Below are 18,042 nucleotides of genomic sequence, written 5' to 3'. Positions count from 1 at the left end.
TCCAGGCTTTTTCCTGAAGAGGGGGAGGGGCCAGGCCTGGCTCCGGTGTTGGCGGTGGGCCTGGTTCCCTCACCCTAACCCTCTCCCAGAGGGAGAGGGGACTTGTGTGGCAGAAGGCGGGGCGCCGGAGTTACCGGTGGCCTGGTTCCCTCACCCTAACCCTCTCCCAGGGGGAGAGGGGACTTGTGTGGCAGAAGGCGGAACACCGGCATTACCGGCGGCGCCGAACTGCCCCCTCTCCCTCCGGGAGAGGGCTGGGGTGAGGGGCTCTTCAGGCCGACAACGCCGGCGCCACCGTCTCGATCCTCAACATATTGGTACTCCCCGGCTGCCCGAACGGCAGCCCCGCCGTCACCACCACGGTATCGCCACGCTGGGCCATGCGCTGGGCCAGGGCGATCTCCAGGGCGGTGGCGCAGATCTCGTCGACGTGAGCAAGCTGCTCGTTGACCACCGAGTACACGCCCCAGGCCACGCTCAGCCGCCGCGCCGCCTTGAGGTTGGGCGTCAGGCTGAGGATCGGCGCCTTCGGCCGTTCCCGCGAGGCGCGCAGGGTGGAGCTGCCGGACTCGGTGTAGTTGACCAGCACCGCCACCGGCAGGATGCGGCTGATGCGGCGGATGGCGCAGCTGATGGCGTCGGACACGGTGGCGTCCGGCTCCGGGCGGTTCAGTTCCAGCTGGCCCTGGTAGTCCGGCTCGGCTTCCACCTGGCGGATGATCTTGGCCATCATTTCCACCGCTTCCACCGGGTACTGGCCGGAGGCGGTCTCGGCGCTGAGCATCACGCAGTCGGCGCCCTCGCTGACCGCGGTGGCCACGTCGGTGACCTCGGCGCGCGTCGGCGCCGGGGAGAAGCGCATGGATTCGAGCATCTGCGTGGCCACCGCCACCGGCCGGCCGAGCTGGCGGCAGACCTGGATGATGCGCTTCTGGATGCCCGGCACGTTCTGCGCCGGCACTTCCACGCCGAGGTCGCCGCGGGCCACCATGATGGCGTCGGCCAGGCGGGCGATCTCTTCGATGCACTGCACCGCCGAGGGCTTCTCGATCTTGGCCATGATGAAGGCCTTGTCGCCGATCAGCGCGCGGGCTTCCTCTATATCCTCGGGGCGCTGCACGAAGGACAGCGCCACCCAGTCCACGCCCAGCTCCAGGCCGAATGCCAGGTCGCGGCGGTCCTTGGCGGTCAGCGGGCTGAGCTTGAGCACCGCCTCGGGCACGTTGACGCCCTTGCGGTCGGACAGCTCGCCGCTGTTGAGCACGCGGGTCTCGATGGCGTCGCCGTGGTTGTTCAGCACCTGCAGGCGGATGCGGCCGTCGTCCAGCAGCAGGCTCATGCCCGGCTCCAGGGCCTGGATGATCTCCGGGTGCGGCAGGGTCACGCGGCGTTCGTCGCCGGGGGCGTCCATCAGGTCGAGGGTGAAGCTCTGGCCCTTGTGCAGCATCACCGCGCCGTTCTCGAAGCGGCCGACGCGCAGCTTCGGCCCCTGCAGGTCCATGAGGATGCCGATGGGCGTGCCCAGCTCGGCCTCCACCTCGCGCACCCACTGGTAGCGCTGCGAATGGTCGGCGTATTCGCCGTGGCTGAAGTTCAGGCGGAACAGGTTGGCGCCGGCGTCCACCAGGGCGCGGATGTCCTCGCGGCCCTTGATGGCCGGGCCGAGGGTGGCGAGGATCTTGACCTTCTTGTCGCTGTTCATTGCTCGTCACTCTCGAGGATCAGGATGGCGCGGAAGTCGTTGACGTTGGTGCGGGTCGGCCCGGTGACCACCAGGTCGTCCAGCTCGGCGAAGAAGCCGTAGCCGTTGTTGTCGTCCAGTTCGTGCAGCGGGTTCAGCCCGGCGGCCAGGGCGCGTTGGTAGCTGCACGGGCTCATCAGGGCGCCGGCGTTGTTCTCCATGCCGTCGATGCCGTCGGTGTCGCCGGCCAGCGCCCAGATGCCCGGCTCGCCCTTGAGCGCGGCGGTGAGGCTGAGCAGGAACTCGGCGTTGCGCCCGCCGCGGCCCTTGCCGCGCACGGTGACGGTGGTCTCGCCGCCGGAGAGCAGCAGGCAGGGCGCGGCCAGCGGCTGGCCGTGCTTGCGCACCTGGCGGGCGATGCCGGCGTGGACCTTGGCCACGTCGCGGGATTCGCCCTCCAGGTCGCCGAGGATCAGCACCTCCAGGCCGGCGGCGCGGGCCTTGGCGGCGGCCGCGTCGAGGGCCTGCTGCGGCGTGGCGATGAGGGTGAAGTAGCTGCGCGACAGGCAGTCGGCGCCGGGCTTGACGGTCTCCGAGCGCGGGTCTTCCAGCCAGGCGCGGATGTGCGCCGGGGTGTCGATGCCGTAGCGCTTGAGAATGGCCAGGGCATCGGCGGAGGTGGTCGGGTCGCCCACGGTGGGGCCGGAGGCGATCACCGTGGCCTCGTCGCCGGGCACGTCGGAAATCGCGTAGGTGTACACGCTGGCCGGCCAGCAGGCGCGGGCCAGGCGGCCGCCCTTGATGGCCGAGAGGTGCTTGCGCACGCAGTTCATTTCGTCGATGGCGGCGCCGGACTTGAGCAGCGCCTTGTTCAGCGCGCGCTTGTCGTCGAGGCTGATGCCTTCGGCGGGCAGGGCGAGCAGCGCCGAGCCGCCGCCGGAGAGCAGGAAGATCACCCGGTCGTCCTCGCTCAGGTCGCTGACCAGCTCCAGCACGCGGCGGGCCACGCGCTCGCCGGCGTCGTCCGGCACCGGGTGCGCGGCTTCCACCACTTCGATGCGTTGGCAATTGGCGCCGTAGCCGTAGGGGGCGACCACCAGGCCGTCCACCTGCTCGTCCTTCCAGTGCGCCTCGACCACTTCGGCCATGGCCCCGGCGGCCTTGCCGGCACCGATGACGATGGTGCGCCCGCCATGCACCCGCGGCAGGTGGCGGGCCAGCGTCTGCGCCGGGTGGGCGGCGGCGATGGCGGTGTCGAACAGCTCGCGCAGCAGGGCGCGTGGGTCGAGGCTCATCTGGGGCTCCTCAGGTTCTTGTCGTTGTTCTTTATTTCGGCATTGCGCAGGCGCCTGGGGGCAAGCGCCTGGGCAATGCCTTCGATACGCCCGGCCGGCGAAGCCGTGTTCACGCCGGCCGGGGTTCGAAGCCTTGCCTCGCCGCGTCACTCCCATAACGCAGCGGGGCTTTTCGTAGGATGGGTTGAGCTTGCGAAACCCATGCTGCATCGGCTGATGGGTATTGCTGCGCTCAACGCCATCCTACGATCCGCTTTCTCAGTCCTTGCGGATCGAGAAGTTGGCCATGTGCTCCAGGCCCTTGATCAGTCCGGAGTGGTCCCAGTTGCTGCCGCCCAGGGCCGCGCAGGTGCTGAACACCTGTTGGGCGTTGGCGGTGTTGGGCAGGTTCAGGCCCAGTTCGCGGGCGCCGGCCAGGGCCAGGTTGAGGTCCTTCTGGTGCAGGCTGATGCGGAAGCCCGGGTCGAAGGTGCCCTTGACCATGCGCTCGCCGTGCACTTCGAGGATGCGCGAGGAGGCGAAGCCGCCCATCAGTGCCTCGCGCACCTTGGCCGGGTCGGCGCCGTTGCGCGCGGCGAACAGCAGGGCCTCGGCCACTGCCTGGATGTTCAGCGCGACTATGATCTGGTTGGCCACCTTGGCGGTCTGGCCGTCGCCGTTGCCGCCGACGCGGGTGATGTTCTTGCCCATGGCCTGGAACAGCGGCAGGGCGCGCTCGAAGGTGTTCGGGCAGCCGCCGACCATGATGCTCAGGCTACCGGCCTTGGCGCCGACCTCGCCGCCGGAGACCGGGGCGTCCAGGTACTGCGCGCCGGTGGCCTTGATCTTCTCGGCGAAGGCCTTGGTGGCGGTGGGCGAGATGGAGCTCATGTCGATCACCACCTTGTTCGGGCCGACGCCCTCGGCGATGCCGTCCTGGCGGAACAGCACGTCCTCGACCTGCGGGGTGTCCGGCACCATGACGATGATGAACTCGGCTTCCTGGGCCACTTCCTTGGGGTTGGCCAGGGCCACGGCGCCGGCTTCGACCAGCGCGGCCGGGGCCTTGTCGTGGTGGCTGGAGAGGAACAGCTGGTGCCCGGCTTTCTGCAGGTTCTGCGCCATGGGCAGGCCCATGATGCCGGTGCCGATGAATCCGATCTTGGCCATGAGGGTGTCTCCTGGTTCTGTTTGTCTGTTGGCTACCCGGTGCGGCCGGGCAGCGGAATTCGTGCGCTTGCGTTCACACGGCGTTATGGCTCTTCAGCCAGCCCAGCCCCGCCTCGGTGGTGGTGGCCGGCTTGTACTCGCAGCCGATCCAGCCCTGGTAGCCGATGCGGTCCAGGTGGCCGAACAGGAAGCGGTAGTTGATCTCGCCGGTGCCCGGTTCGTGGCGGCCGGGGTTGTCGGCCAGTTGGATGTGGTTGATGGCCGCCAGGTTCTTCTCCATGGTCCGGGCCAGGTCACCTTCCATGATCTGCATGTGGTAGATGTCGTACTGCAGGAACAGGTTGGGGCTGCCGACCTTCTCGCGCACGTCCAGCGCCTGCTGGGTGGTCTGCAGGTAGAAGCCGGGGATGTCGATCGTGTTGATCATCTCCATGACCAGCTTGATGCCTGCGGCCTCGAGCTTCTCGGCGGCGTACTCCAGGTTGTTCAGGAAGGTGTTCTCGATGGTGGCGCAGTCGTAGCCCTGCGGGCGGATGCCGGCCAGGCAGTTGATCTGCTTGTTGCCCAGCACCTTGGCGTAGGCGATGGCCTTGTCGACGCCGGCGCGGAATTCCTCGACGCGGTCGGGGTGGCAGGCGATGCCGCGCTCTCCTTTCGACCAATCGCCCGAAGGAAGGTTGAACAGCACCTGCTCCAGGCCGTTGGCGTCGAGCTTGGCCTTGATGACCTCGGCCTCGAAGTCATAGGGGAAGAGGTATTCGACGCCGCTGAAACCGGCCTTGGCGGCGGCTTCGAAGCGGTCGAGGAAGTCCACCTCGGTGAAGAGCATGGACAGGTTGGCGCAGAAACGGGGCATGTCGGGGCCTCCTGGTGGTGAAACACGTATTTCCGTAAGGGTGGGCCCCGCCGCGCGCAGGTTGTGGTTTTCCCTGCCACGGCTCCCGCGCACGCGGGGCCCGGTACTTCGTCAGTCGAGCAGGGAGATGGCCGTGGGCGCGTCGTCGCGGCTCTGGGCCAGCTCCTCGAACTCGTTGATGGCGTTGATCTCGGTGCCCATGGCGATGTTGGTCACGCGCTCCAGGATCACTTCCACCACCACCGGCACGCGGTGCTGCTGCATCAGCTCGCGGGCCTGGGCGAAGGCCGCGCCGATCTGGTTCGGGTCGAACACGCGGATCGCCTTGCAGCCGAGGCCTTCCACCACGGCGACGTGGTCCACGCCATAGCCGTTGAGTTCCGGCGCGTTGACGTTGTCGAACGCCAGCTGCACGCAGTAGTCGATCTCGAAGCCGCGCTGGGCCTGGCGGATCAGCCCCAGGTAGGAGTTGTTCACCAGCACGTGGATGTACGGCAGGTTGAACTGCGCGCCGGCGGCCAGCTCCTCGATCATGAACTGGAAGTCGTAGTCGCCGGACAGCGCCACCACCTGGCGGCTGGGGTCGGCCTTGACCACGCCCAGGGCCGCGGGAATGGTCCAGCCCAGCGGGCCGGCCTGGCCGCAGTTGATCCAGTGGCGCGGCTTGTAGACGTGGAGGAACTGCGCGCCGGCGATCTGCGACAGGCCGATGGTGCTGACGTAGCAGGTGTCCTTGCCGAAGAACTCGTTCATCTCCTCGTACACGCGCTGCGGCTTGACCGGCACGTTGTCGAAGTGGGTCTTGCGCTGCAGGGTGCGCTTGCGCTCGCGGCAGGCTTCGGCCCAGGCGCTGCGGTCCTTGAGCTTGCCGGCGGCTTTCCACTCGCGGGCCACTTCGAGGAAGGCGTCCAGCGCGGCGCCGGCGTCGGAGACGATGCCCAGGTCCGGGGTGAACACGCGGCCGATCTGCGTGGGCTCGATGTCCACGTGGATGAACTTGCGGCCGGCGGTGTAGACGTCCACGGAGCCGGTGTGGCGGTTGGCCCAGCGGTTGCCGATGCCGAACACCAGGTCGGACTCCAGCAGGGTGGCGTTGCCGTAGCGGTGCGAGGTCTGCAGGCCGCACATGCCGGCCATCAGCGGGTGGTCGTCGGGGATGGTGCCCCAGCCCATCAGGGTCGGGATCACCGGCACGCCGAGCAGTTCGGCGAACTCCACCAGCCTGGCCGAGGCGTCGGCGTTGATGATGCCGCCGCCGGCGACCAGCAGCGGGCGCTCGGCGTCGTTGAGCAGGGCCAGGGCCTTCTCGGCCTGGGCGCGGGTGGCGCTCGGGCGGTGCACCGGCAGCGGCTCGTAGGCGTCGATGTCGAACTCGATCTCGGCCATCTGCACGTCGAACGGCAGGTCGATCAGCACCGGGCCGGGGCGGCCGCTGCGCATCTCGAAGAAGGCCTTCTGGAAGGCGTAGGGCACCTGGCCCGGCTCCAGCACGGTGGTGGCCCATTTGGTCACCGGCTTGACGATGCTGGTGATGTCCACGGCCTGGAAGTCTTCCTTGTGCATCCGCGCACGCGGCGCCTGGCCGGTGATGCAGAGGATCGGGATGGAGTCGGCGGAGGCCGAGTAGAGGCCGGTGACCATGTCGGTGCCGGCCGGGCCGGAGGTGCCGATGCACACGCCGATGTTGCCGGCCGTGGTGCGGGTGTAGCCTTCGGCCATGTGCGAGGCGCCCTCGACGTGGCGGGCCAGCACGTGGTCGATGCCGCCGAGCTTTTTCATCGCCGCGTACATGGGGTTGATGGCAGCGCCCGGCACGCCGAAGGCGGTGTCCACGCCTTCGCGGCGCATGACCAGGACGGCCGCCTCGATCGCTCTCATTTTGGCCATGACCTTTCCTCTTGAGTCGGTGGTTTTCTTGTTGGGGCCAAGGATGCCGGCTGTGCCAAAGCGACGGAATTGATGGATACTTCAGTTCTGTCGATATCTGGAGTATCGAATGGACCGCTATACCCTCATCCGCAGTTTCGTCCTGGTAGCGGACAACGGCAGCTTCGCCTCGGCGGCGCTCAGCGAAGGCGTGACGCCGGTGGTCATGGGCCGGCGCCTCGATGCGCTGGAGCAGCACCTGGGCGTGAAGCTGATGCACCGCTCGACCCGCGGCCTGCAGCTGACCGACCTCGGCGAGCAATACCTGGAGCGCGCGCGCAGCCTGCTCAAGGACTTCGACGAGGCCGACGCCAGCGTCGCCCGCGGCGGCACCTCGGTGCGCGGGCACCTGGTGGTGTCGGCCCCGGCGGCCTTCGGCCGGCGCCACATCGCGCCCCACGCGCCGGCCTTCCTGGAGCGCTTCCCGGACCTGAAGCTGTCGTTCAACTTCACCGACAGCCTGGTGGATCTGGTGCGCCAGGGCTACGACATGGGCATCCGCATCGGCGAGGTCACCGACCCCAACTACGTGGCGGTGAAGCTGTTCCCCAACCGCCGGGTGGTCTGCGGCGCGCCCTCGTACTTCGAGCTGCACGGCGTGCCGCGCACTCTGGAAGACCTGGCGCGGCACAACTGCCTGGCCTTCAACCTGCAGGGCGGCCAGCAGCGCGGCTGGACCTTCCTGCGCGACGGCCGGCAGGTGGCGGTGCGGGTGTCCGGCAACCTCGACTGCAACGACGGCGAGTTGCTCTACGACTGGGTCAAGCAGGGCCTGGGCATCGGCTGGCGCTCCACCTGGGAAATCCAGGCCGAGCTCAAGGCCGGCGAACTGGTGACGGTGCTCGACGAGTACGAGATTCCGGCCTACGACATCCAGGCGGTGTACCCGCAGCAGCGCTACCTGCCGGCCAAGGTGCGCTTTTTCATCGACTACCTGAAGGCCCTCTACAACACCCCGGGGTACTGGGAAACCCGGCATCCTTGAGCGGCTGATTCGATACTGGCGTTGTATTTTTTTGTTTTTGTTGTTGTGTACAAAATGTCGCAGGATTGTATTTAGTCGTTGCGTCCGGGGTTGCCTTCGGCTATTCCATCAAGGGCTTTGCAACGCCGCGCCGTTTTTCGGAAAAGGCGCGGGCGAACGTCTTATCCCTTTGCGAGGAACCCCTCATGAGCGAAATCAACCTGGATACCGCCCTGGCCATCACCCGCAGCGCCCTGGCCGCCGGCCGCGAACTGTCCACCGCGCCGCTGACCGTAGCGGTGCTCGACGCCGGCGGCCACCTGGTGGCCCTGCAGCGCGAGGACGGCGCCAGCCTGCTGCGCCCGCAGGTGGCCATCGGCAAGGCCTGGGGTGCGGTGGCCCTGGGCAAGTCCTCGCGCGCCCTGGCCGCCGACGCCCAGCAGCGCCCGTCGTTCATCGCCGCGGTGAACACCCTGGCCCAGGGCAACGTGGTGCCGGCGCCGGGCGGCGTGCTGATTCGCGACAAGAGCAGTCGGGTAATCGGCGCCATCGGCATCAGCGGCGACGCCTCGGACATCGACGAGCAATGCGCCATCCGCGGCATCCAGGCCGCCGGCCTGGTGGCCGACGCGGGGTAGGGTGAAAAGGGCTGAAACCGGAGCGGCCGGATGCGAGGGCCAAACGGCGGATAACGCCTTAGGCGTTATGCGCCCTACGCCAAGGTCGGGTCGAGCGTAGGGCGAATAACCGTTCGCGGTTATCCGCCGATACACCCAAGCCATGATTCGCGCCGAGGCTGAACCCGGAGCGGCCGGATGCGGGGGCCGAACGGCGGATAACGCCGTAGGCGTTATGCGCCCTACAGCGGCAACGGCCGCATGCGGCCGCTGGCCTTGGCCGGCTCGCCGGCGTCCGGCGCGGTGCCGCGCAGCACCAGGCGGGTGATGGTCTCGGCGGCGGCTTCGAAGTCGGCGTCGCTGAGGCTGTCCTTGCCGGTGACCATGGAGATCTGCCAGTCGAAGTCGGCGTAGGTCTGGGTCGCCGCCCAGATGGTGAACAGCAGGTGGTGCGGGTCCACCGGGGCCAGCAGGCCGCGGTCGATCCAGCTCTGCAGGCAGGCGATGTTGCGCTGGGCCTGGGCGTTCAGCTCGTCCAGGTATTCCCTGGGCAGGTGCGGCGCGCCGTGCATCAGCTCGCTGGCGAACACCTTGGAGGCGTGCGGCAGCTCCTGGGAGATGCGCACCTTGGAGCGGATGTAGGCCTTGAGCGCCTCGGCCGGCTCGTCGTCCTCGCGGAACGGTGCGGAAGCCTGCAGCAGCGGCTCCACCACGCTTTCCAGCACGCAGCGGTAGAGGTTTTCCTTGGACTGGAAGTAGTAGTAGACGTTGGGCTTGGGCAGCCCGGCGCGCGCCGCGATGTCGCTGGTCTTGGTGGCGGCGAAGCCCTTTTCGGCGAACTCTTCGCTGGCGGCGCGGAGGATCAGGCGTCGGTTGCGTTCGCGAATGCTGGTCATGGTCTGCTGGGTCTTCTTGTGCGCGGGTAGCCCATGGCTGGGCCGGCGATGGTAGCACCGGCTCCGCGGGCCTCTCAAGCAAGGGCCCGGCGGCTGAAGTTGACCCGATGTTCAGGTTTTCTGTAGAGTCTGCCGGACCCCGGCGCCGCCACGGCGCCCGGCCTTCCAAGAGCTCGCCGCCATGTCCGACAGCCAACTGGTCGACCCCTTCGGCCGCCGCATCACCTACCTGCGCCTGTCGGTGACCGACCGTTGCGACTTCCGCTGCACCTACTGCATGAGCGAAGACATGCAGTTCCTGCCGCGCGACCAGGTGCTGAGCCTGGAAGAACTCTACGCGGTGGCCGACGCCTTCATCGCCCTGGGCGTGCGGCGCATCCGCATCACCGGCGGCGAGCCGCTGGTGCGCAAGGGCCTGACCTCGCTGCTGGCGCGGCTCGGCGCGCGCCCCGAACTGGAAGACCTGGCGATCACCAGCAACGGCTCGCAACTGGCCGGCCGCGCGGCCGAGCTGCGCGCCGCCGGCGTGCGCCGGCTGAACATCAGCCTGGATTCGCTGCGCCGCGAACGTTTCGCCGCCTTCACCCGCAGCGACCGCCTGCCCCAGGTGCTGGCGGGGATAGAGGCTGCGCGGGCGGCGGGTTTCGAACGGATCAAGCTCAACTGCGTGGTGCAGAAGGGGCGCAACGACGACGAGGTCTGCGAGCTGGTCGAATACGCGCTGGCCCGCGGGCTGGACATCAGCTTCATCGAGGAGATGCCGCTGGGCAGCATCAGCAGCCACGACCGCGCGCAGACGCTGTGCAGCAGCGACGAGGTGCGCGCCCGCCTGGCCGAACACTGGCAACTGACGCCCAGCCTGGAGCGCAGCGGCGGCCCCTCGCGCTACTACCGCGTCGACGGGCTGCCCAGCCGCATCGGCTTCATCTCGCCGCACAGCCACAACTTCTGCGGCGACTGCAACCGCGTGCGCGTCACCGCCGAGGGCAGGCTGGTGCTTTGCCTCGGCCACGAAGGCGCGCTGGACTTGCGCCAACTGCTGCGCAGCCACCCCGGCGACGGTGCCCGGCTGCGCGCGGCGCTGGTCGAGGCGCTGCAGCTCAAGCCGCAGCGCCATCACTTCGACGCCGCCGGGCAGGTCCAGGTGCTGCGCTTCATGAGCATGACCGGCGGCTGAACGGAAGGCGGCAGTTCCTGCTTGGTAACTGACGGGGCTTTCCGTCAGCCGCAGGCTTTCCCTAGAATCACGCGGCCGATGTGCTGCGAGGCTGATGTGAGCGAGAGTCGACTGCGAATTCCACTGGGCGATTGCTGCCTGGTTTGCGAGGGTTTCCGCCAGCGGGTGGCGGGGCGGCCGTCGCTGGAAGTCGACGGCGATCTGCTCTGGGCCCTGGAGCACAGCAGCTGGCAGCCGCTGGCGGTGACGCTGGAACCGCTGGCCGACGGTGCCCGGGTCCGCCCGCTGCCCCTGGAGCGCCAGGCCGCCTTCGATGCGCAGCGGGCGCTGGACTGGCGCGACGACGAGGTGCGGATCGCCTGCCTGCCCGAGGTGTGCGATGCCCGGGCGCTGCTCGACTTGTGCCGGGCGCGCTGGCCGGGGGCGGACTGCGGCGCGCAGGCGCTCGATGCCCAGGCCTATGCCTGGGGCCGCCTGCTGCGCCTGGACTGCCGGCGCGCCGGGCTGGCCGTGGCCGGCCACGAGCATTTCCTGCTGCCCCATGCCTACCCTTGCGTGTACCTCGGCCACCTGGCCCTGGACTGGCGACGCTTGCGCTTCGAACCAAACGCCTGACGCCGTGATCTGAACAGAAGGTGCCTCGTTCGGCGACGGCGCCCGGGCTTTGCTTGTGCAACCGTGCTTGGCGGCGCGGAACCTCCGGCTTTCCCCGGCGGTCTGCTAGCGCGTCAAAGTGGAGGAGACCCAGAATGACAATCACAAAACGGGTAAGGCGCCTGGCGGCCGTGCTGGTGCTGGCGCAGTTGGGCGTGGTGGCCGAGGTGCCTTTGGCGCAGGCGGCGATGGTGGGCACCGGCGAGGTGCTGCAGGCGCAACAGCAGCACGTCGACCGCGAACAGCTGCTGCGCATGCTCGATGACCAGGGTGTGCAGAAGAAGCTGCAATCCATGGGCGTGGAGCGCAGCCAGGTCGAGCAGCGCATCAAGAGCCTGTCCAACGAGGAGCTGGCGCAGTTCAACCAGCAACTGGACCAGGCGCCGGCCGGTGGCATCATCGGCATCATCATCCTGTTCCTGCTGATCTTCATCATCACCGACATGCTCTGCATCACGCATATCTTCACCTTCGTGCGGTGCCAGCGTTGAGGCACGCCGCCGCTGCCGTGGCCCTGGCCGCGCTGCTGCTCGGCGGCTGCGCCACGGCGCCGCGGCTGCCGGCGGAGGTCGACGCGCTGCCACGGCGCGTCGAGCTTTCCGCGGTGCAGTTCTTCCCGCAGCAGCAATACCAGTGCGGCCCGGCGGCGCTCGCCACCGTGCTCAACCAGCGCGGCGTGCGGGTGACGCCGAACCAGTTGAAGGAACGGGTGTTCCTGCCGCAGCGCCAGGGCAGCCTGCAGGTCGAGCTGGTGGCCGCGGCGCGCGAGCGGGGCCTGCTGGTCTACCCGCTGCGCCCGCGCCTGGAGGACGTGCTCAAGGAAGTGGCCGCCGGCAACCCGGTGCTGGTGCTGCAGAACAACGGCCTGGACTGGTTGCCGATGTGGCATTACGCCGTGGTGGTCGGCTACGACCGCGACCGCCACGAACTGGTGCTGCGCTCCGGCATCACCCAGCGCCTGGTGATCGACTTCACCGCGTTCGACGTCACCTGGCGGCGCAGCGGGCGCTGGGCGGTGCTGACGCTGCCGGCCGACCGGCTGCCGGCCAGCGTCGAACCGACACGCTGGCTGCGCGCGGCCCACGACCTGGAGGAAACCGGGCAACAGGCCCTGGCCGACCAGGCCTACCGCACCGCCACCCGGGCCTGGCCGCAGGAGCCGCTGGGCTGGTTCGCCCTGGCCAACGCCCGCTACGCCGCCGGCGACCTGGGCGAGGCCGAAGCGGCGCTGCGCCACAGCGTGGCCGCGCGGCCGGACTTCGCCGCCGCCTGGTACAACCTGGCCAACGTCATGGCCGAACGCGGCTGCGCCGAGCAGGCCCGCGCCCCGGCGAGTTGCGCGCACCAGCTGGCGCCGACGGATGCGCGTTTCCTCCAGGCGCCCCAGGCGGCACCGGTGGCTGCCGGGCAATGCAGCGCCGCGCCGACCTGCCCCGTGCGCTGAGGCGTAGCGGGGCATTTTCTTTGAACCGCTGCGCTTGGCCGCCGGCCTAAGTTGCATCCCTTGATGAGGTGCAACCCATGGCCAGCGACAAGCAGCAGCCGGTACGCGATGCCGCCGGCAAGGGCGATACCGCGGACGATCTTTCCGCCGAGGAGCGCCGCAAGGTCGAGAAGGCCCAGCCGCCCCGGGCGCTGGTGCTGCATGAGGTGATCCGCCTGCAGGGCAACCACGAGTTGGAGCGCACCCTGGCGGCGCTCTGGTGGTCGGCCCTGGCCGCCGGGCTGACCATCGGCCTGTCGCTGATGGCCATGGGGCTGTTCCGCGCCAGGCTGCCGGAGCACGACAGCGCGGCCATCGTCACCAGCCTGGGCTACCCGGTGGGCTTCCTCGCCATCATCCTCGCCCGCCAGCAGCTGTTCACCGAGAACACCCTCACCGCGGTGCTGCCGCTGATGAGCGAGCCGACCCTGCGCAAGGCGGGGCAACTGCTGCGCCTGTGGGGCGTGGTGCTGCTGGGCAACGTCGCCGGCGCGTTGCTGTTCGCCTACGCCATGCTGCACCTGCCGATCTTCGATGCGAAGACCGACCAGGCCTTCCTCGAGATCGGCCGCGAAGTCATGGAGAACGACGGCTGGCAGATGTTCTCCCGCGGCATCGTCTCCGGCTGGATGATCGCCACCATGGTCTGGCTGGTACCGGCGGCGGAGGGCGCCAAGGTGTGGATCATCATCCTGGTCACCTACCTGATGTCGCTGGGCAGCTTCAGCCACATCGTGGTCGGCACCTGCGAGGTCGGCTACCTGATGTGGGCCGGCGAGCTGGGCTGGAAGGCCTTCCTGCTGGACTTCGCGCTGCCGACGCTGGCCGGCAACATCGTCGGCGGCAGCCTGATCTTCGCCCTGATCAGCCACGCGCAGATCCGCAGCGACAGCGGCGCGCCAACGAAAACGGCGCCCTAGGGCGCCGTTTTCGTCGTTCGCAGGGCGGGTTACACGCCCAGCTTGTCGCGCAGGTTGTAGTACCAGGCGCCGATCGCGGAGAACGGCACCTGGAACATGCGCCCGCCCGGGAAGGGGTAGTGCGGCAGGTCGGCGAAGGCGTCGAAACGCTCGGCCTGGCCGCGCAGGGCCTCGGCCAGCACCTTGCCGGCCAGGTGCGTGTAGGTGACGCCGTGGCCGCTGCAACCCTGGGAGTAGTAGATGTTGTCGCCGATCCGGCCGACCTGCGGCAGGCGCGAGAGGGTCAGCAGGAAGTTGCCGGTCCAGGCGAAGTCGATCTTCACGTTCTTCAGCTGCGGGAACACCTTGAGCATCTTCGGACGGATGATCGCCTCGATGTTCGACGGATCGCGGGCACCGTAGACCACGCCGCCACCGAAGATCAGGCGCTTGTCGCTGGTCAGGCGGTAGTAGTCGAGCAGGTAGTTGCAGTCCTCGACGCAGTAGTCCTGGGGCAGCAGGGCCTTGGCCAGCTCGTCGCCCAGCGGCTCGGTGGTGATCACCTGGGTGCCGCAGGGCATGGACTTGGAGGCCAGCTCAGGGACCAGGCCGCCGAGGTAGGCGTTGCCGGCGACCACCACGAACTTGGCCTTCACCCGGCCTTGCGGGGTGTGCACCACCGGGTTGGCGCCACGCTCGATCTTCACCGCCGGGGACTGCTCGTGGATCACGCCGCCGAGGGATTCCACCGCCGCGGCTTCGCCCAGGGCGAGGTTCAGCGGGTGGATGTGGCCGCCGCTCATGTCGAGCATGCCGCCGACGTAGCTGTCGGTGGCCACGACTTCGCGGATGCGCTTGGCGTCCATCAGCTCCAGCTGGGTGTGGCCGAAGCGCTCCCAGAGCTTCTTCTGCGACTCCAGGTGGCCCATCTGCTTGGCGCTGAGGGCGGCGAACACGCCACCGTCCTTCAGGTCGCACTGGATGTCGTACTTGGCGATGCGCTCACGGATGATGCGGCCGCCCTCGAAGGCCATCTGGCCGAGCAGTTGCGCCTGTTTCGGGCCGACGGTGCGTTCGATGACGTCGATGTCGCGGCTGTAGCTGTTGACGATCTGGCCACCGTTGCGGCCGGATGCGCCGAAGCCGACCTTGGCGGCTTCCAGCACGGTCACCTTGAAGCCGTTCTCCAGCAGGAAGAGGGCGGTGGACAGGCCGGTGTAGCCCGCGCCGATGATGCACACGTCGGTTTCGGTCTCGCCCTTGAGTTCGGGGCGCGCAGGGACCGGATTGGCCGAGGCTGCATAGTAGGAAGTGGGATAAGAAGTGTGCGGCATATTGCACCTGTGTTTGTTATTTTTTACGAGATGGGCTGATGCTACCCGAGTCGAAATCACTCGGCTAGTGGCCGTGCAAAATTTTTTACGCAAGGACGAACATAAAAAAATTCCCTTTTTCAGGGGGTTAGCGAAAAAATGCTTGACGGTTCAACGCCTTCGCGTAGAATGCGCCCCCATCGCTAGGCACATAGCTCAGTTGGTTAGAGCACCACCTTGACATGGTGGGGGTCGTTGGTTCGAGTCCAATTGTGCCTACCAAATTCCCGCTTCGGCGGTAGCGAGAGGGCGATCTTAAGCGGTCGCCCTTTTCTTTAGGCACATAGCTCAGCTGGTTAGAGCACCACCTTGACATGGTGGGGGTCGTTGGTTCGAGTCCAATTGTGCCTACCAATTCACCGCTTCGGCGGTAGCAGAAAGGGCGATCCGAGAGGGTCGCCTTTTTTGTTTGCGCGCGATTTGGGCTGATCGCGGACGGAGTCCGCTCCTGCCGCATGAGCGAGCATGGCTTTTCGTAGGATGGTGTTGAGCGGAGCGATACCCATCAGCGCAACCGCATGGGTTTCGCAAGCTCAACCCATCCTACGAAAAGCACCTCGGCGCGGCCCGCAGGGAAGCGCGGGCGTAGGAGCGGACTCCGTCCGCGATTGGATTCACCGGCCGCGCCGGGCGCCCCTGCGTGCTCAGCGGCGCTCGAAGCCGGGCCCGCCGCCATGGCCGCCACCGCCGTGTCCGCCACCTCCCGGCCCGCCGAAGGGCGGGAAGAACGGCCAGCAGCCGGAGAGCGAGACGAGGGCGAGCAGCAGGGCGACTTTGGTCAATCTGGAAAGCATGGCGACACCAGGGTTGGAAAAATGGGCGCAAAGTAGACACGCCCGCGGCGCGGGTGTCCCGAGAAACCTGGTATCGGCAGGGTAAGGTTTGTATCGGCGCCGATGCGTTCGTCCGGCGGCTCAGGCGGCGCTGGCGCTGTGCCTGAGGCCGGGGATCAGGGCGCGCAGTGCATGGCAGGGCAGTGGACGGCCGGTGAAGTAGCCCTGCGCCAGGTGGCGGCCGGGTGCCGCTCCGGGGTGGTGACTGGTAGGTCAGGGGCAGTTCGCCGAATTGCAGCGCGCGGCTGGGTGTCCACCACGCAGAGCACGCCCAGGGCGCGGCCGCTGGTGTCCTTGGATTTTTCGCTGCGCATCACGTATTCCCTCGTGGGCGTTGTCGGTCCCTGGCGTTGCGGGCGCATCGAGCGACGAATTGCCGGCCGGGGTTCAGCAGCCAATCGACGGCAATCGGTGTAGTTTGTCCGGCAAAAGTGCGGTGGCGTTTCGTGGCTACTGCTGGTCGGGAAGTGCGGGAGGCGTGGCATGAGTGGTGGGTGGGGCTGGGGGCTCGGGGTGTTTCTGCTGTGCGCGGCGAGTGGGTTGGCAACGGCCGCCGGGCTGGCGGAATGGCCGGAGGGCTGGCAGGTGACGCGTTCGCCCGAGGCGCCGGACGACGCTGCGGCGCTGCGCCGCGAGCGCGGCGTCAAGCTGGCGGCGGATGGCTCCCAGGCGCTGGTGGTGGAAATCACCCGCAGCCGCCTGGCCGAGGTGAAGGATGTGGATCTGCAGCGGGTGATCCTGCAGATGCGCAAGTCGCTGCAGGTCGACTTCCTGCGCCAGGGCTTCCAGGCGGCCTGCAGCAAGCCGCGGCAAGCTTCCCTTGGGGGCTTGGACGGCCTGGAGCTGGTCTGCTCGATCAGCCAGAACGGCAACGAGGCCATGAAGCAGGGTGTGCAGGTGGCGCTGGGCAAGGAGGCGGCCTATTCGCTGACCTATGCCGCGCCGGCGGCGGATTACCCGCAGCGACTTGCCGAGGTGGCGGCGCTCAAGGCTGGCCTGCGCCTGGAGTGAGCGGGCCGGAAATGAAAAAGCCCCGCATTCGCGGGGCTTTTCGTCGGGTGCCGGTCAGGCGGCCAGGGTGCTCTGCACGCGGGCGATGACGGCCTGCAGCGGCTCTGCGGCCTGGTACTGCTGCGGATAGAGACGTTCGCTATGGCAGGCGACGCCGTATTCGTCCACCAGGGCGAAACTGAAGCTGTCTTTGCGCGGTGCCAGGATGATGCAGTTGAGCGGGGCGAAAGCTGCCTTGAGGGTGCCGATCGCCTCCTGGATCTGAGTGCTTTTTTTCATATTGTCTTTCTTCCAAATAGTCACGGTCTTATGACCGCGTGAAACGTAAAAAACTCCGGTCGAACGCAGAATGCGTGATATCCATGACCGGAATGTGGCAGCGAATGAAAACTCGAAGAGGTCTTTCGAGGGCGCCATGGCGGGAGAATACGCCAACCCCCGAAGTTCGGGCTTGCCAAATATGTAAGGACGATTTGCTGCGCCTTGAGGGGCGCGCTGGATGCGCCTGCCAGTGACTGGCTGCTGGCCGTGGCCCTGTGTGTCCCGGCTGCTGCGCTCTGGTTGGGGTGGGCGGCGACGGGAGGGGCGACCTGAAGTTCATGACTCGCGGGCAGCATTATCCGGATGCTGGGCGGGTCTTTCAAGTGCGGATCGTCAGAGGATGTTTCCGAGGAGCTTCCCGCGGCGGCGTCGGCCGCCGCGGGGCGGGCATCACTTCTGCAGCCAGGACTCCACGGTCTCGGCGCTGTACTGCTGTTTCCAGGCCTTCAGGGTCTTGTGGTTGCCACCCTTGGTTTCCACCACTTCGCCGTTGTTCGGGTTCTTGTACACCTTCAACTGGCGGCTGCGGCGCGGGGCGCTGGCGGCCGGCGCGGCGGCGGCGTTGTTGGCGGTGCCCTGCGGGTCGAGGATGTCGATGACGTTGCGCAGGTTCATGCCGTATTCGTCCATCAGGGCCTGCAGCTGATCCTTGAATTCCAGTTCCTTCTTCAGGGAGCTGTCGTTCTTCAGCTTTTCCAGCAGGGCCAGTTGTTCTTTGAGCAGGCGTTCGGCTTCACGGAATTCCGCGAGTTTGGACATGTTTGCACTCCAGGGCAGGTCATTCCGAAACGGATATCGGTGCGCAGCTATTCGGCGACCATTGTGTTCGGAAAGTTATGTGGGCGGCGAATTATTAATTTAAATAAGCGGGCGATGCAATAATTAATCTTCGATAAGGTGTTTTTCA

Annotated in this window: 19 protein-coding genes and 2 tRNA genes; 10 read left to right on the top strand and 11 right to left on the bottom strand. The window is 67.5% G+C overall.

What is annotated here, in order from left to right; genetic code table 11:
* Positions 1-271: 271 nt before the first annotated feature.
* The 5 genes from pyk to gcl all read right to left on the bottom strand — a co-directional run bounded on the left by pyk (position 272) and on the right by gcl (position 6,868).
* Positions 272-1,702 (bottom strand): pyruvate kinase, encoded by a 1,431-nt coding sequence (gene pyk / locus IG194_RS03440; RefSeq protein ID WP_058490354.1) that lies wholly within the window; start codon positions 1,700-1,702, stop codon positions 272-274.
* Positions 1,699-2,976: a glycerate kinase gene (locus tag IG194_RS03435; RefSeq protein ID WP_058490353.1), complete on the bottom strand. Its 1,278-nt coding sequence runs from the start codon at positions 2,974-2,976 to the stop codon at positions 1,699-1,701. The genes pyk and IG194_RS03435 overlap by 4 nt, the downstream gene beginning before the upstream one ends.
* 258 nt (positions 2,977-3,234) lie before the next feature.
* On the bottom strand, positions 3,235-4,212 hold the full coding sequence (locus IG194_RS03430; protein ID WP_324711416.1) for a 2-hydroxy-3-oxopropionate reductase: 978 nt from the start codon (positions 4,210-4,212) through the stop codon (positions 3,235-3,237).
* Positions 4,199-4,981, bottom strand: coding sequence for a hydroxypyruvate isomerase (gene hyi, locus IG194_RS03425; protein ID WP_043317244.1), 783 nt, complete (start codon positions 4,979-4,981; stop codon positions 4,199-4,201). The genes IG194_RS03430 and hyi overlap by 14 nt, the downstream gene beginning before the upstream one ends.
* A 111-nt stretch (positions 4,982-5,092) precedes the next feature.
* Positions 5,093-6,868: a glyoxylate carboligase gene (gene gcl / locus IG194_RS03420; RefSeq protein ID WP_058490352.1), complete on the bottom strand. Its 1,776-nt coding sequence runs from the start codon at positions 6,866-6,868 to the stop codon at positions 5,093-5,095.
* A gap of 109 nt (positions 6,869-6,977) precedes the next feature.
* Between gcl and IG194_RS03415 the strand changes: the two genes are divergently transcribed.
* Both IG194_RS03415 and IG194_RS03410 read left to right on the top strand, forming a co-directional pair.
* Complete coding sequence (locus IG194_RS03415) at positions 6,978-7,892, top strand: LysR family transcriptional regulator (protein WP_009616980.1); 915 nt, start codon at positions 6,978-6,980, stop codon at positions 7,890-7,892.
* A gap of 185 nt (positions 7,893-8,077) precedes the next feature.
* Positions 8,078-8,509, top strand: coding sequence for a GlcG/HbpS family heme-binding protein (locus IG194_RS03410; RefSeq protein WP_058490351.1), 432 nt, complete (start codon positions 8,078-8,080; stop codon positions 8,507-8,509).
* Positions 8,510-8,730: 221 nt separating this feature from the next.
* Here IG194_RS03410 and IG194_RS03405 read toward each other — a convergent pair whose 3' ends face one another.
* Positions 8,731-9,384 carry a TetR/AcrR family transcriptional regulator gene (locus IG194_RS03405; RefSeq protein ID WP_058490350.1) on the bottom strand — a complete coding sequence of 218 codons (654 nt, stop codon included), beginning with the start codon at positions 9,382-9,384 and terminating at the stop codon, positions 8,731-8,733.
* Between the two features lie 181 nt (positions 9,385-9,565).
* Here IG194_RS03405 and moaA point away from each other — a divergent pair, with 181 nt between their 5' ends.
* The 5 genes from moaA (at position 9,566) to IG194_RS03380 (ending at position 13,618) form a co-directional block, all read left to right on the top strand.
* Positions 9,566-10,561 (top strand): GTP 3',8-cyclase MoaA, encoded by a 996-nt coding sequence (moaA, locus tag IG194_RS03400; protein WP_009616986.1) that lies wholly within the window; start codon positions 9,566-9,568, stop codon positions 10,559-10,561.
* 96 nt (positions 10,562-10,657) lie between these two features.
* Complete coding sequence (locus IG194_RS03395) at positions 10,658-11,176, top strand: hypothetical protein (RefSeq protein ID WP_141679802.1); 519 nt, start codon at positions 10,658-10,660, stop codon at positions 11,174-11,176.
* A 134-nt stretch (positions 11,177-11,310) separates the two neighbouring features.
* Positions 11,311-11,706, top strand: a complete 396-nt coding sequence (locus IG194_RS03390) for a PA2779 family protein (RefSeq protein WP_009616989.1) — start codon at positions 11,311-11,313, stop codon at positions 11,704-11,706.
* Complete coding sequence (locus IG194_RS03385) at positions 11,703-12,659, top strand: PA2778 family cysteine peptidase (RefSeq protein ID WP_082996341.1); 957 nt, start codon at positions 11,703-11,705, stop codon at positions 12,657-12,659. Before IG194_RS03390 ends, IG194_RS03385 begins: the two co-directional genes overlap by 4 nt.
* Positions 12,660-12,736: 77 nt before the next feature.
* Positions 12,737-13,618, top strand: a complete 882-nt coding sequence (locus IG194_RS03380) for a formate/nitrite transporter family protein (protein WP_058490348.1) — start codon at positions 12,737-12,739, stop codon at positions 13,616-13,618.
* 29 nt (positions 13,619-13,647) lie between these two features.
* Here the strand turns inward: IG194_RS03380 and IG194_RS03375 are convergent, their stop codons facing one another.
* Positions 13,648-14,931: an NAD(P)/FAD-dependent oxidoreductase gene (locus tag IG194_RS03375; protein ID WP_058490347.1), complete on the bottom strand. Its 1,284-nt coding sequence runs from the start codon at positions 14,929-14,931 to the stop codon at positions 13,648-13,650.
* Positions 14,932-15,115: 184 nt separating this feature from the next.
* Between IG194_RS03375 and IG194_RS03370 the strand changes: the two genes are divergently transcribed.
* Both IG194_RS03370 and IG194_RS03365 read left to right on the top strand, forming a co-directional pair.
* Positions 15,116-15,192 (top strand) — tRNA-Val (locus IG194_RS03370).
* Between the two features lie 55 nt (positions 15,193-15,247).
* Positions 15,248-15,324, top strand: a tRNA-Val gene (locus tag IG194_RS03365).
* 290 nt (positions 15,325-15,614) lie between these two features.
* Here the strand turns inward: IG194_RS03365 and IG194_RS03360 are convergent.
* Positions 15,615-15,764: a hypothetical protein gene (locus IG194_RS03360; protein WP_162839902.1), complete on the bottom strand. Its 150-nt coding sequence runs from the start codon at positions 15,762-15,764 to the stop codon at positions 15,615-15,617.
* A 155-nt stretch (positions 15,765-15,919) separates the two neighbouring features.
* On the bottom strand, positions 15,920-16,117 hold the full coding sequence (locus tag IG194_RS03355) for a hypothetical protein (RefSeq protein ID WP_141679801.1): 198 nt from the start codon (positions 16,115-16,117) through the stop codon (positions 15,920-15,922).
* A gap of 169 nt (positions 16,118-16,286) precedes the next feature.
* On the opposite strand from IG194_RS03355, the gene IG194_RS03350 reads away from it, so the two are divergent.
* Positions 16,287-16,814 (top strand): DUF4946 domain-containing protein, encoded by a 528-nt coding sequence (locus IG194_RS03350; RefSeq protein WP_058490346.1) that lies wholly within the window; start codon positions 16,287-16,289, stop codon positions 16,812-16,814.
* Positions 16,815-16,868: 54 nt separating this feature from the next.
* Here the strand turns inward: IG194_RS03350 and IG194_RS03345 are convergent, their stop codons facing one another.
* Positions 16,869-17,093: a hypothetical protein gene (locus IG194_RS03345; RefSeq protein ID WP_009617001.1), complete on the bottom strand. Its 225-nt coding sequence runs from the start codon at positions 17,091-17,093 to the stop codon at positions 16,869-16,871.
* 432 nt (positions 17,094-17,525) lie between these two features.
* The gene (locus IG194_RS03340) at positions 17,526-17,894 is read right to left on the bottom strand and encodes a histone-like nucleoid-structuring protein, MvaT/MvaU family (protein WP_058490345.1); all 369 of its coding nucleotides are present in this window, start codon (positions 17,892-17,894) and stop codon (positions 17,526-17,528) included.
* Between the last annotated feature and the right edge of the window lie 148 nt (positions 17,895-18,042).

Origin of the sequence: Pseudomonas sp. ADPe, from assembly GCF_014843515.1 — a bacterium.
In the GTDB taxonomy this organism is placed as follows: domain Bacteria; phylum Pseudomonadota; class Gammaproteobacteria; order Pseudomonadales; family Pseudomonadaceae; genus Pseudomonas; species Pseudomonas citronellolis.
This window is presented reverse-complemented; position numbering and strand designations above follow the sequence as displayed.

Bases quoted from the DNA above. Each gene is read 5' to 3' on its own strand.
- pyk (WP_058490354.1), bottom strand. From the start codon at position 1,702: ATGAACAGCGACAAGAAGGTCAAGATCCTCGCCACCCTCGGCCCGGCC.
- IG194_RS03435 (WP_058490353.1), bottom strand. From the start codon at position 2,976: ATGAGCCTCGACCCACGCGCCCTGCTGCGCGAGCTGTTCGACACCGCC.
- hyi (WP_043317244.1), bottom strand. From the start codon at position 4,981: ATGCCCCGTTTCTGCGCCAACCTGTCCATGCTCTTCACCGAGGTGGAC.
- gcl (WP_058490352.1), bottom strand. From the start codon at position 6,868: ATGGCCAAAATGAGAGCGATCGAGGCGGCCGTCCTGGTCATGCGCCGC.
- IG194_RS03415 (WP_009616980.1), top strand. From the start codon at position 6,978: ATGGACCGCTATACCCTCATCCGCAGTTTCGTCCTGGTAGCGGACAAC.
- IG194_RS03410 (WP_058490351.1), top strand. From the start codon at position 8,078: ATGAGCGAAATCAACCTGGATACCGCCCTGGCCATCACCCGCAGCGCC.
- IG194_RS03405 (WP_058490350.1), bottom strand. From the start codon at position 9,384: ATGACCAGCATTCGCGAACGCAACCGACGCCTGATCCTCCGCGCCGCC.
- moaA (WP_009616986.1), top strand. From the start codon at position 9,566: ATGTCCGACAGCCAACTGGTCGACCCCTTCGGCCGCCGCATCACCTAC.
- IG194_RS03390 (WP_009616989.1), top strand. From the start codon at position 11,311: ATGACAATCACAAAACGGGTAAGGCGCCTGGCGGCCGTGCTGGTGCTG.
- IG194_RS03380 (WP_058490348.1), top strand. From the start codon at position 12,737: ATGGCCAGCGACAAGCAGCAGCCGGTACGCGATGCCGCCGGCAAGGGC.
- IG194_RS03375 (WP_058490347.1), bottom strand. From the start codon at position 14,931: ATGCCGCACACTTCTTATCCCACTTCCTACTATGCAGCCTCGGCCAAT.
- IG194_RS03360 (WP_162839902.1), bottom strand. From the start codon at position 15,764: ATGCTTTCCAGATTGACCAAAGTCGCCCTGCTGCTCGCCCTCGTCTCG.
- IG194_RS03355 (WP_141679801.1), bottom strand. From the start codon at position 16,117: ATGCGCAGCGAAAAATCCAAGGACACCAGCGGCCGCGCCCTGGGCGTG.
- IG194_RS03350 (WP_058490346.1), top strand. From the start codon at position 16,287: ATGAGTGGTGGGTGGGGCTGGGGGCTCGGGGTGTTTCTGCTGTGCGCG.
- IG194_RS03345 (WP_009617001.1), bottom strand. From the start codon at position 17,093: ATGAAAAAAAGCACTCAGATCCAGGAGGCGATCGGCACCCTCAAGGCA.
- IG194_RS03340 (WP_058490345.1), bottom strand. From the start codon at position 17,894: ATGTCCAAACTCGCGGAATTCCGTGAAGCCGAACGCCTGCTCAAAGAA.